Source organism: Micromonospora sp. ATA51, from assembly GCF_016802855.1.
GTDB classification, from domain to species: domain Bacteria; phylum Actinomycetota; class Actinomycetes; order Mycobacteriales; family Micromonosporaceae; genus Micromonospora; species Micromonospora sicca.
Genome location: NZ_JAEVHJ010000204.1, coordinates 1 through 12,014, shown reverse-complemented (window position 1 = coordinate 12,014; position 12,014 = coordinate 1). Strand labels below are relative to the sequence as shown.

Below are 12,014 nucleotides of genomic sequence, written 5' to 3'. Positions count from 1 at the left end.
GGGGTCGGGCCGAGGGACAGCGCGGACGCCGGGCGGGTGCGCGCGGCGCCCGGGCGGGACGAGGATCCGGCCGCGACCCGGGCGAGATCACCATGTACTACCAGCCGCAGATCGCCATCGCCACCGGGGAGGTCGTCGGGGTCGAGGCGCTGCTGCGCTGGCGCCACCCCCGACGCGGCATGGTCGATCCGGGGGAGCTGATCCAGGTCGCCGAGCAGAGCGCGGTGATGCGGCTGCTCACCCGGCGGGTGGTGGACGACGTGGTCGAGCAGTTGGCCAAGTGGTCGGCGGCGGGGATCATCCTCCGCGCCGCGCTCAACGTCAGCGTCCGCGACCTGCACACCGGGGAGATCGCCGACCAGATCGCCGACCGGCTGGTCCGCTACGGGGTACGCCCGGACCGGCTGCAGGTGGAGATCACCGAGGGGGCGCTGATGGCGGATCCCCGACGGGTCCTGGCCAGCATCTCCCAGCTGCACCGGATCGGGGTGGGCATCGCGCTGGACGACTTCGGCACCGGCTACTCGTCGCTGCAGCACCTGCGCCGGCTGCCGCTTTCGGAGGTGAAGGTGGACCGGTCGTTCGTGCTGGGGATGGCCGACGACCCCGACGACGCCGCGATCGTCCGCTCGATGATCGAGCTGGCCGGGGCGCTGGGGCTCCGGGTGGTGGCCGAGGGCGTGGAGGACGAGCGGACCTGGCGGCTGCTCCACGCGGCCGGCTGCGACGTGGCCCAGGGCTGGTTCCACGCCCGGCCGATGCCGGCCGAGGAGTTGGCCGCCTGGCTGGCCCGGTACCGGCCGGTGCGCCCGGCGGTGACGGCGGACGCGCAGGTGCCCCGCCGGCCGACCAGGTGACGCCCCGGCGGGCGGGTGGAGGGGGAGTCGGAGGCGTCGGTGCGAGCGCAGGACAATAGACTCGCTCCGGTCACCGCGCGTCATCTCCACCTCGACTGCGCGGCCGGCACACGCAGACGCAGCAGGACAGCCACGAAGGGGGCACCGATGGCCGCCATCTCCCGCGAGGAGGTCGCGCACCTGGCGCGACTGTCGCGGCTCGCCGTCACGGAGGAGGAGCTGGACACCTTCGCCGGCCAGCTCGACGTGATCCTCCAGTCGGTCGCCCAGGTCGGCGAGGTCGCCGCGGCGGACATCCCGCCGACCTCCCACTCGGTGCCGCTGACCAACGTGCTCCGCGAGGACGTGGTGACGCCGTGCCTGACCCCGGAGGAGGCGCTGTCCGGCGCGCCCGACGTCGACCAGCAGCGGTTCCGCGTTCCGCGGATCCTGGACGAGGATGTGGCTTCATGAGCGAGTTGATCAAGCTCACCGCGACCGAGATCGCCGGGCTGGTGGCGAAGGGCGAGACCTCTGCGGTCGAGGTGACGCAGGCCCACCTGGACCGGATCGCCGCCGTCGACGACCGGGTGCACGCGTTCCTGCACGTCGACAGCGAGGGCGCGCTGGCCGCGGCCCGCCGGGTGGACGAGCGGCGGGCCGGCGGCGAGGAGCTGGGCCCGCTGGCCGGCGTGCCGGTCGCGGTCAAGGACGTGCTGACCACCAAGGGCGTGCCGACCACCGTCGGGTCGAAGATCCTGGAGGGCTGGCGCCCGCCGTACGACTCGACGATCGTGCAGCGGCTGCGCGACGCCGGCACGGTGATGCTCGGCAAGACGAACATGGACGAGTTCGCGATGGGCTCCTCCACCGAATACTCCGCGTACGGCCCGACCCACAACCCGTGGGACCTGGACCGGATCCCGGGCGGCTCCGGTGGCGGCAGCGCCGCCGCGCTCGCCGCGTACGAGGCCCCGCTGTCGATCGGCTCGGACACCGGCGGCTCGATCCGCCAGCCCGGCGCGGTCACCGGCACCGTCGGCGCCAAGCCCACCTACGGCGGCACCTCCCGGTACGGCCTGGTGGCGTTCTCCTCGTCGCTGGACACCCCCGGCCCGTGTGCGCGTACGGTGCTCGACGCCGCGCTGCTGCACCAGGTGATCGGCGGCCACGACCCGCGCGACTCCACCTCCATCCCGCAGCCGGTGCCGGACGTGGTGGCCGCGGCGAAGCTCGGCGCGACCGGCGACCTGACCGGGGTGAAGCTCGGTGTGGTCACCGAGTTCACCGGCGAGGGCGCCGAGCCGGGCGTGATGGCCGCGTTCCGCGAGTCGGTGGACGCGCTGGCCAAGCTGGGCGCCGAGATCATCGAGGTGTCCTGTCCGCACTTCCGCTACGCGCTGCCGGCGTACTACCTGATCGCGCCGAGCGAGTGCTCCTCTAACCTGGCCCGGTTCGACGGCGTGCGGTTCGGCCTGCGGGTCGGCGACGACGGCAACCGGTCGCTGGAGGAGGTCATGTCGCTGACCCGCGAGGCCGGCTTCGGCGCCGAGGTCAAGCGGCGCATCATGATCGGCACGTACGCGCTCTCCTCGGGCTACTACGACGCCTACTACGGGCAGGCGCAGAAGGTCCGCACCCTGATCACCCGGGACTTCACCGCCGCCTTCGAGCAGGTCGACGCGCTGATCTCGCCGACCACCCCGTTCGTGGCGTTCCCGATCGGGGCGCGCACCGCCGACCCGTACCAGATGTACCTGGCGGACCTCTTCACCATCCCGACCAACCTGTACGGCGGCCCGGGCATCTCGGTGCCCTGCGGCCTCTCCGACGGGCTCCCCGTCGGCCTCCAGGTGATGGCCCCGACGATGGCCGACGACCGGATGTACCGGGTCGCCGCCGCGCTGGAGTCCGTGGTCGGCACGTTCACCCCACCGGCGCTGTGAGGCAGGAGCTCAGATGACCACGACACTGCCCGCGTACGACGAGGTCGTCGCGCGCTACGAACCGGTGATCGGCCTGGAGACCCACGTCGAGCTGGGCACGAACACCAAGATGTTCTGCGGCTGCCCGACGGACTTCGGCGGCGAGCCGAACACCCGGGTCTGCCCGGTCTGTTTGGGCCTGCCCGGCTCGCTGCCGGTGGCCAACAAGGCGGCCATCGAGGCGACGATCCGGATCGGCCTGGCGCTGAACTGCTCGATCGCCGAGTGGAGCCGGTTCGCCCGGAAGAACTACTTCTACCCGGACATGCCGAAGGACTTCCAGATCAGCCAGTACGACGAGCCGCTGTGCTTCGACGGCTACCTGGACGTCGAGGTCAACGGGGAGCTGGTGCGGATCGGCATCGAGCGGGTGCACCTGGAGGAGGACACCGGCAAGACGCTGCACGTCGGTGGCGCCACGGCCGCATCCACGGCGCGACCGAGTCGCTGGTCGACTACAACCGGGCCGGCATCCCGCTGGTGGAGATCGTCACCAAGCCGGTTCCCGGCACCGGCGCGCTGGCGCCGGAGGTGGCCCGGGCGTACGTGACCGAGCTGCGGGACGTGCTCCGCACGCTGGGCGTCTCCGACGTCCGGATGGAGGAGGGCTCGCTGCGCTGCGACGTCAACACCTCGCTGAACCTGCCGGGCGAGGAGTGGGGCACGCGCACCGAGACCAAGAACGTCAACTCGCTGCGGTCGGTCGAGCGCGCGGTCCGGTCGGAGATGCTGCGCCAGGCGTCGGTGCTGGACGCCGGCGGGAAGATCACCCAGGAGACCCGGCACTTCCACGAGGACACCGGCGACACCACGCCGGGCCGGTCCAAGGAGACCGCCACCGACTACCGGTACTTCCCGGAGCCGGACCTGGTGCCGCTCGCGCCGGACCCCGCCTGGGTGGCCGAGCTGAAGGCCGCCCTGCCGGAGCTGCCCCGGCTGCACCGCCGCCGGCTCCAGGAGCAGTGGGGCCTGTCCGACCTGGACATGCAGTCGGTGCTCAACGCCGGCGCCGTCGAGCTGATCGAGGCCACGGTCGCCGCCGGCGCCACCCCGGCCGCCGCCCGGAAGTGGTGGCTGGGTGAGCTGTCCCGGCGGGCCAACGAGACCGGCGTGGAACTGGCCGACGTCGGGGCCACCCCGGAGCAGGTCGCCGAGCTCCAGGGCCTGGTCGACGCCGGCAAGCTCAACGACAAGCTGGCCCGGACGGTGCTGGAGGGCGTGGTCGCCGGCGAGGGCTCGCCGACCGACGTCATGACCAACCGCAACCTGGAGGTCGTCTCCGACACCGGCGCGCTCACCGCCGCCGTGGACGAGGCGATCGCCGCGAACCCCGACGTCGCGGACAAGATCCGCAGCGGCAAGGTCGCGGCGGCCGGCGCGCTGGTCGGCGCGGTCATGAAGACCACCCGCGGCCAGGCCGACGCCAAGACCGTCCGCGAGCTGATCCTGGAGCGCCTCGGCGCCCAGGGCTGAGTCCCACCGGAGAAGGCCGCCGTCGCAACCCGGCGGCGGCCTTCTCGCTTCCCTCGAGTACGCGCGCGACCCGCGCCACCCCTCGCGAGGGCGTCATCGGCGACGCCCGGATGGAGTCACCGTGAACCAGCACGACCTCGACGTCCTCGACGAGATCCAGCGCCGGGTGCTCTGGCTCGCCACCCGCATCGTGGACGCCGCCAACCACGACCGGAACACCGGCGACAGGGTGAAGGTCGGCGGCCACCAGGCGTCCAGCGCCTCGCTGGTCACCGCGATGACGGCGCTCTGGTTCGCCCACCTGGACGCCGAGGACCGGGTCGCGGTCAAGCCGCACGCCTCCCCGGTCTTCCACGCCATCCAGTACCTGCTCGGCAACCTGGACCGGTCGTACCTGCCGAAGCTGCGGGCGCGCGGCGGGCTCCAGTCGTACCCGTCGCGGACCAAGGACCCCGACGAGGTGGACTTCTCCACCGGTTCGGTGGGTCTCGGTGCGGCCGCGCCGCTGTTCGCCGCGGTCACCCGCCGCTACGTCGACGCGCACTTCGGCGCCCGGCCGCACTCCCGGTTCGTGGCGCTGATCGGCGACGCCGAGCTGGACGAGGGGAACATCTGGGAGGCCGTCGCCGACCCGGCCACCACCGGCCTGGGCAACGTGATGTGGCTGGTCGACTTCAACCGGCAGTCCCTCGACCGGGTCGTCCCCGGCATCCGGATCAACCAGTGGCGGGGGCAGTTCGAGGCCGCCGGCTGGCACGTCGTGGAGGTCAAGTACGGCCGCAAGCTCGCCGAGGCGTACGCCCGGCCGGGCGGGGCGGCCCTGCGGGACTGGATCGACCGGATGCCGAACGAGCAGTACCAGTCGCTGTTCGGGCTGGCCGGGCCGGCACTGCGCAAGCAGTTCCTGGACGGCGCACCGGCCGGCATCGCCGAGTTCATCGCCGACATCTCCGACGACGAGCTGGGCCCGCTCGTCACCGACCTGGGCGGGCACGACCTGGAAGCGATGCTCGACGCGTACGCCCAGTGCGACGCGGTCATCGACCGGCCCAGCGTGGTCTTCGCGTACACCGTGAAGGGCTGGGGGCTGCCGATCGCCGGCAACCCGCGCAACCACTCGGCGCTGCTCACCACCGAGCAGGTCGACGCGCTGCGCGCCGCACAGGGCCTGACGCCGGAGACCGAGTGGGACCGCCTCGACCCGGCGTCCCCGGCCGGCATCCGGGCCGGCGAGCGTCGGGAGGCGCTGTCCCGCGCGCCCCGCGAGCGGGCGCTCGGGGTTACCGTCCCGGAAACCACGAAGGTACGCGCGAACAAGCCGGTCTCCACCCAGGAGGTCTTCGGGCGGGTGCTGGTGGACCTGGCCCGCGATCCCGCCGTGGCGCCCTACCTGGTGACCACCGCGCCGGACGTGGCCACCTCCACCAACCTCGCCGGGTTCATCAACAAGACCGGCGTCTTCGCCCCCACCGAGCAGCGCTCCTGGACCGAGGACCGGATGCTGCGCTGGACGGAGAGCCCGTCGGGCCAGCACATCGAGCTGGGCATCTCGGAGATGAACCTGTTCCTGCTGCTGGGCCAGCTCGGGCTGTCCTGGGACCTGTCGGGGCAGCCGCTGCTGCCGATCGGCACGGTCTACGACCCGTTCGTGCTGCGCGGTCTGGACGCGTTCCTCTACGGCACCTACTCCGGCTCCCGGTTCGTGGTGGCGGGCACCCCGTCCGGCATCACGCTGGCCCCGGAGGGCGGCGCCCACCAGTCCACCATCACCGCCTCGGTGGGCCTGGAACTGCCCGGGGTGACCTTCCTCGAACCCGCGTACGCGGGCAGCCTGGACTGGCTGCTCTGCGACGCGCTCGGCCAGATCGCCGGGGGAGCGGCGCCGGCCGCCACCGCCGCGCCGGCCGAGGACGGGGCGTACTACTTCCGGCTCAGCACCCGCCCGATCGACCAGGCGCCGTTCGAGGCCGCGCGGGCCCGGATCGGCGACGCGGTGCTGCGCCGGCAGGTGGTCGCCGGGGCGTACCGGCTGGTGGACGCGCACCAGGCGTACCCGCAGCTGGCGGACGCCCCGGTGGTGCAGCTCGCCGCCTCCGGCGCGGTGCTGCCGGAGGTCCTCGCGGCCGCCGCGGAGCTGGCGGAGGAGGGGGTGGCCGCGCACGTCGTGGACGTCACCTCGCTGGACCGGCTCTACCGGGCCTGGCAGCGGACGCTGCGGCAGGGGGTGCGGACGGCGACCGTGCCGAGCGTGCCGGGCGCGTTGCGGTCGGCGTTCGCGGACCGGGTGCCGGTGGTGACCGTGCACGACGCAGCCTCACACGCGATGGCCTGGCTCGGTTCGGCCGTCGGCGCCCCGGCGGTGCCGCTCGGGGTGGACGAGTTCGGCCAGTCCGGCAGCGTGCAGGAGCTGTATGAGCTGCACGACCTGCTGCCCGGCAGCATCGTCAACGCCGCCCTGGCCGCCCTGTCGCTGCGCTGACCCGGCATCCGCCACCCGCCGGCCGCTCCTGGCGACCGCCGGGTGGCGCGGTGCACCGCCGATCACCCGGCGTGACGGGTCCGCGCCGGCACGCAGGGTGACGGCAGGACGGGCACCGACAATGCTCGCCCCGCCCTTTGCTCTGCTTACCTCACCGCAACACCAGCCCTGAGCTGGACGAGCTTCTGGCGGGCGGAACGACGCCCGGTGACCCGGCGTGACTGTTGCGTCCGTTGAAGCAGAGCAAAGGGCGTCGCGACCATGGGCGTGGGCCGGACAGGCCGGCGAGGAGAGTGACTGGGGCAAGGAGGTGCGGCAAGCGAGCCGCAGGGAGACCCCTGGCGAGAGGGGCGGGGCCAACCGCGTGTCCCACCCTGCGGACCGGTCAGCGGGTCGGGGTCGGGCTGGCCGACTCCGGACCACCGCGGGTCGGGGTCGGGGTGACCGGCACCTCCGCGCCCTGCGCCGGGTCCCGGATCACGTGCCGCTCCAGGTTGACCTGCGACTGGCCGGTGCCGCCCACGGTGATGTCGTCGTACGCCTGAAGCATCTTCTGCTGGTCGAAGTAGAGCACCGACATCGACAGCGGGGTGGGCTTCTCGCCCTCCAGGCCGCGCAGCCCGGCCCCGCCGGTGGAGCCCTCCACGAACAGCTGCGTCGGCTGCTTCCCCGGCACCTGCGGCAGCCTGGACACCTGCCGGGCATGGGTGTGCCCGGCCAGCACCAGCGGGCAGGTGCCGGAGAGCGGCCCGGCCGAGGCGGGGTCGTGCACCAGCGCGATGTTCACCGGACGCGGCGAGCCGGTGACCGTGGTGGCGAGCTGTTCGCCGGCGCCGATCACCTGTTCGGCCACCTGCTTGGTCAGACCGCTGCCCGCCGGTGAGGTGTTCTTGTCCGGGGTGAACCGGGGGTCGCCGATCCCGGCCACGGTCAGCCCGGCCACGGTGGTCGTCGAGTTGTCCAACACGATCGCGTTCGGCTGCTTGGCCACCGCCGCCGCCGTCCGCGCCGAGTCGTGGTTGCCCCGGATGTAGACGTACGGCTTCTTGAGCAGGCCGATCGAGCCGACGAAGGACGCCTCCGGCTCGCTGCCCCAGTCGGTGATGTCGCCCGTGTCGATCACCACGTCGATGCCGAACTGCTCGACCACCGTCCGGATCAGCTGCCACCCCGTCGGGTTGAGGTGCATGTCCGACACGTGCAGCACCCGCGTCGTGCCGGGGGCCGGCTCGTACACCGGCAGCGCCGAGACGGTGGTGTAGAGCTGGCTGACGTTGCCCACCAGGCGCTGGAGCTGCTCGGCGTACTTCGTGTAGTCGTTGGCGATCCGGCGGGCGTCGCCCACGATCGCCGGGGCGTTGACCAGCAGCCCCTCGTACCGGGGCTCCTCGATCGCCTGCGGGCGCATGGTCGCGGCGGCCAGCCCGAGGCTGCCGGCGGTGACCACCAGGGCCAGCCCACCGGCCCAGGCCGTCCGCCGGGCGTCCCGGAAGACCAGCCCCGCCAGCAGCAGGGTGGCCAGCACCGTCGCGCCCAGCGTCTTCAAACCCAGGCGCATCACCCCGGCCCGGACGTCGGCGACGGCGGACTGGCTGGCCCGGCTGATGCTCGCCGGGTCGTTGATCAGCGCCTGGGTCCGCCGCTGGTCCAGCGCGCCCAGCCGCACCGTGAGGTAGGTCGGCCCGTCGTGGCTGTTCAGCAGCAGCGCGCCCAGCGGCGGGACGTCGACGGTGGTGCCACCGTGGAGCGACGGGCTCAGGTCGAGCTCCGCCCGGAACGGCCCGATGTCGGTGCCGACGTGCCCACCGGCGTACGTGCCGGCGACCACCCCGCCCAGGGCGACCGCCACGACGGCCAGCGCCACGCCGAGCCGCCGCAGCCACGGGCTCCGACCCGACCGGCCGGTACGCCGCGGCCAGCTCGCCCAGCGCCGGGCACGTCCGGTCGCCGGGGCACCCTCGTCCCCGGTGTCGCGCTGCTCGTTCTCCTGGCCGTCCATGCTGAGATTCTGACCTGCCCGTCGTGGGATCTTGGCAAACCCGAGAGAAGCCGGCGCGTTCCCAGTTTTCCGACCCGCCGGTCGCCCCCGTCTCGCGGGGTGACCGGCCGGCTACGGTCGGTCGGTCAACTCCGGCCGGCCCCGCCGTCGGCGAAGACCAACCGCAGGATCCGGTCGTCCTCCGGCGCCGGCTGGCCCCGTCCGTCCCGGTTGGAGGTGGTGACCCAGAGCGACCCGTCCGGCGCGGCGGCCACCGCCCGCAGCCGACCGTACTTCCCGGTCAGCAGCTCGCGGGGCTGGCCGAGCACAGTGCCCTTGTCGGTGAGCTCGACCAGCCAGAGCCGCTCGCCGCGCAGGCACGCGGTGACCAGCAACCGCCCCACCGCGGCGAGCCCGGAGCAGGAGGCCTCGCCGGTCCGCCACTGCACGATCGGGTCGGCGTACCGCTTGTCGCCGGCCCGTCCCTCGACCTGCGGCCAGCCGTAGTTGCCACCCCGGGTGATCTGGTTGATCTCGTCCCAGGTGCTCTGACCGAACTCGACGGCGTACATCCGCTTCGCCGGGTCCCAGGCGAAGCCCTGGACGTTGCGGTGCCCCAGGGACCAGACCGGCGAGCCGGGGAAGGGGTTGCCGGCGGCCGGCTTGCCGTCCGCGGTGATCCGGAGGATCTTGCCGCCGAGGCTCTTGCGGTCCTGGGCGTTCGCCTGCCGGCCCGCGTCGCCGGTGCTGGCGTACAGGCTGCCGTCCGGACCGAAGCCGAACCCGCCGCCGTTGTGGTTCCCGGAGGCCGGAATGCCGGTGAGGATCGGCGTGGGCCGCCCGCCGAGCTGAAGCCGGGCGATCCGGTTGTCCCGGGCGGTCGTGTAGTAGACGAAGACCGTCCGGTCCTTGGCGTAGGACGGGGAGACGGCGATGCCCAGCAGCCCGCCCTCGCCGCCGGCGGCCACGTCCGGCACGGTCTGCACGACCGTGACGGTCAGCCCCTCCGGCCCCGAGCCGGGCCCGACCTGGAGGATCCGGCCGCTGTCCCGCTCGGTGACCAGCGCGGCGCCGTCGGGGAGGAAGGCGACGGCCCACGGCACCCGCAGCCCCTTCGCCAGCACCGTGGCCACCACCTGCTGACCAGCGCCGCCCGCGCCGGGCGTGGCCGACGGCGTCGGGAGGTTCGGCGGCTCGCCGGCCGGGTCGGGCCCGGGCTCGCCGAAGGCGCAGCCGGTGGTGCCCAGCAGCAGCGCCGCGCAGGACGCCGCCAGCGCCGCCCGGAGGCGGCCGATGCGGGGGTACGGGGGACGGGCCTTCACCCGGCCCAGCTTAGCCCGGCGGGCCGACCGTCCGGGTACGACGGATCCGGCGCGTCCGGCCTGCGGCACCCGTCCGCGGCGACGGGTGGCTCCGGCTCAGCGGGCCCGTTTGCGGGCGTGGGAACGGCGCGCCGGTTATCGTCGGCGGTCGTGAAGGTATGGATCCCGCACCGCTCCGGTCACGCCCTCCTCGGTGAGCTGCCCCCGGGTGTCACCGTGGAGGTGATGGAGGACCCGGCCCGGCTCCCGTCAGTCCCCGACGGCGTGCGGTTCTGGGTGCCGCCGTTCCTCGCGGGTCCGGACGCCGGCGCGCTGCTCGCCGAGCTGCCCGACCTCGAGGTGGTGCAGCTGCTCTCCGCCGGGGCGGACGCCTGGGTGGGCCGGATGCCCGAGGGGGTCACCCTCTGCGACGCCCGCGGGGTGCACGACTCGGCCACCGCCGAGTGGGTGGTCGCCGCGGTGCTGTCCAAGCTGCGCGGCTTCGGTCCGCTGGCCCGGGCGCAGGGGCGCCGCGAGTGGGCGTACGACGAGGTGGCCCCCACCGACGAGCTGGCCGGCAAGCGGGTGCTGATCGTCGGCGCCGGCTCGATCGGCGCGGCGGTCCAGGCCCGGCTGGCCCCGTTCGAGGTCACCTTCACCCTGGTCGCTCGCACCGCCCGGCCCGCCGAGGGGGTGCACGGGGTGGACGAGCTGCCCGGCCTGCTGCCGGAGGCGGACGTGGTGGTGCTGCTGGTGCCGCTGACCGAGCGGACCCGGGGGCTGGTGGACGAGAAGTTCCTCGCCGCGATGGCCGACGGCGCGCTGCTGGTCAACGCGGCCCGCGGCCCGGTGGCCCGGACGTCGGCGCTGGTCGCTGAGCTGACCACCGGTCGGCTCCGGGCGGCGCTGGACGTCACCGATCCCGAGCCGCTCCCCGCCGACCATCCCCTGTGGGGGCTGCCGAACGTGCTGCTCACCCCGCACGTCGCCGGCTCGGTGCGCGGGCTGCTGCCGCGGGCGTACCGGCTGGTGGGGGAGCAGCTGCGCCGGTTCGCGGCCGGGGAGCCGCTGGTCAACCGGGTGGTGGACGGCTACTGACCGGGCCGGCTCAGCGGGTGCTGCCGGGCAGCCCCTGCCCGGTGGCGGCGATCAGCCGGGGCAGGTCGGCGGCCCGGACGGCGGGCAGCACCAGGCGCTCGCCGTCGTCGAGCCGGACCACCGCCCGGCCGCGCTCGTCGGCGCCCAGCTCGGCGACCCGTTCCCAGGCGATCCGGCGCTGCCCGGCGAGCGCCCGCAGCCGCAGCCCGCGTGGGTCGGCCTCGGTGCCGGACCGCCACGCCCAGAGCCCGACGGCCAGCGGGATCAGCAGCACCCACAGCAGCCACCAGCGGGCGGTGGCCAGCGGCAGGGCGCCGATGAACGCGACGATCGCGGCGACCAGGATCGCCTGGTTGGGCCGGAAGCGGACGGTGTCGGCGGGACTCACCCCCCGATGATCGCACCTCGACCCGGCGCGGCTCCGCGCGGGCAGGGCGGCGGCGTACGGCACGGACCTTGTGACCGCGGTCACTGGAATGACCCGTAACCGGACGTCGTAGGAATCGTTTGTTCGCGTGGTCGCGCCGGTTTGCCGCCCGTCGGTCCGTCGCACCCACCGTCGCCCGTCCGACCGCGTACCGCCGACACACCCCGCACGTCGTTCCGCAACGCACCGCCCCGTGCCCCCTCACGAAGGCGACCGCCGTGTCCGTCGCGTACCCCTCCGGCGACCACCGTCGCCGGCCGTCGTCGCCCGACCTCCTGGTGCTGGCGGTCGGCGCGCTGCTCGTCCTGGCCGGGTCCGCCGGCCTCGTCCCGCCGTCGGCGGCCTTGGCGCTGGCCGTCGCCGCCGGCTCCGCCCTGGCCTGCGTCCGGCTCTCCGGGCTCGCCGGCGCCCGGCCCGCGCCGGCCTGGTCCGCCGTC

General features: G+C 74.1%; 9 protein-coding genes and 1 pseudogene. 7 read left to right on the top strand and 3 right to left on the bottom strand.

Going from position 1 to position 12,014, the window contains the following annotated elements; genetic code table 11:
* The 5 genes and pseudogenes from JNW87_RS25775 to JNW87_RS25755 all read left to right on the top strand — a co-directional run.
* Window positions 1-857, top strand: an 857-nt coding sequence (locus JNW87_RS25775; RefSeq protein WP_238454570.1) for a bifunctional diguanylate cyclase/phosphodiesterase, incomplete at its 5' end; no start/stop codon positions are given.
* 147 nt (window positions 858-1,004) lie between these two features.
* Window positions 1,005-1,310 carry an Asp-tRNA(Asn)/Glu-tRNA(Gln) amidotransferase subunit GatC gene (gene gatC, locus JNW87_RS25770; RefSeq protein WP_109800464.1) on the top strand — a complete coding sequence of 102 codons (306 nt, stop codon included), beginning with the start codon at window positions 1,005-1,007 and terminating at the stop codon, window positions 1,308-1,310.
* Window positions 1,307-2,782 carry an Asp-tRNA(Asn)/Glu-tRNA(Gln) amidotransferase subunit GatA gene (gene gatA, locus JNW87_RS25765; RefSeq protein ID WP_238454569.1) on the top strand — a complete coding sequence of 492 codons (1,476 nt, stop codon included), beginning with the start codon at window positions 1,307-1,309 and terminating at the stop codon, window positions 2,780-2,782. The genes gatC and gatA overlap by 4 nt, the downstream gene beginning before the upstream one ends.
* A 13-nt stretch (window positions 2,783-2,795) precedes the next feature.
* Window positions 2,796-4,294, top strand: a pseudogene (gatB, locus tag JNW87_RS25760) (Asp-tRNA(Asn)/Glu-tRNA(Gln) amidotransferase subunit GatB).
* A 121-nt stretch (window positions 4,295-4,415) separates the two neighbouring features.
* Window positions 4,416-6,773, top strand: coding sequence for a pyruvate dehydrogenase (locus JNW87_RS25755; RefSeq protein WP_238454568.1), 2,358 nt, complete (start codon window positions 4,416-4,418; stop codon window positions 6,771-6,773).
* Between the two features lie 385 nt (window positions 6,774-7,158).
* On the opposite strand, the gene JNW87_RS25750 is transcribed toward JNW87_RS25755, so the two are convergent.
* Window positions 7,159-8,772: a metallophosphoesterase gene (locus JNW87_RS25750; protein ID WP_109800460.1), complete on the bottom strand. Its 1,614-nt coding sequence runs from the start codon at window positions 8,770-8,772 to the stop codon at window positions 7,159-7,161.
* Window positions 8,773-8,897: 125 nt separating this feature from the next.
* On the bottom strand, window positions 8,898-10,073 hold the full coding sequence (locus tag JNW87_RS25745) for a PQQ-dependent sugar dehydrogenase (protein WP_238454567.1): 1,176 nt from the start codon (window positions 10,071-10,073) through the stop codon (window positions 8,898-8,900).
* A gap of 150 nt (window positions 10,074-10,223) precedes the next feature.
* On the opposite strand from JNW87_RS25745, the gene JNW87_RS25740 reads away from it, so the two are divergent.
* Window positions 10,224-11,150, top strand: a complete 927-nt coding sequence (locus JNW87_RS25740; RefSeq protein ID WP_109800458.1) for a 2-hydroxyacid dehydrogenase — start codon at window positions 10,224-10,226, stop codon at window positions 11,148-11,150.
* Between the two features lie 10 nt (window positions 11,151-11,160).
* On the opposite strand, the gene JNW87_RS25735 is transcribed toward JNW87_RS25740, so the two are convergent.
* The gene (locus JNW87_RS25735) at window positions 11,161-11,538 is read right to left on the bottom strand and encodes a PH domain-containing protein (RefSeq protein WP_238454566.1); all 378 of its coding nucleotides are present in this window, start codon (window positions 11,536-11,538) and stop codon (window positions 11,161-11,163) included.
* A 257-nt stretch (window positions 11,539-11,795) separates the two neighbouring features.
* On the opposite strand from JNW87_RS25735, the gene JNW87_RS25730 reads away from it, so the two are divergent.
* On the top strand, window positions 11,796-12,014 hold a 219-nt coding region (locus JNW87_RS25730; protein ID WP_375373540.1), incomplete at its 3' end, for a hypothetical protein.

What these genes read in the sequence shown, in the direction of transcription:
- gatC (WP_109800464.1), top strand. Translation starts at nt 1,005, where the DNA reads ATGGCCGCCATCTCCCGCGAGGAGGTCGCGCACCTGGCGCGACTGTCG.
- gatA (WP_238454569.1), top strand. Translation starts at nt 1,307, where the DNA reads ATGAGCGAGTTGATCAAGCTCACCGCGACCGAGATCGCCGGGCTGGTG.
- JNW87_RS25750 (WP_109800460.1), bottom strand. Translation starts at nt 8,772, where the DNA reads ATGGACGGCCAGGAGAACGAGCAGCGCGACACCGGGGACGAGGGTGCC.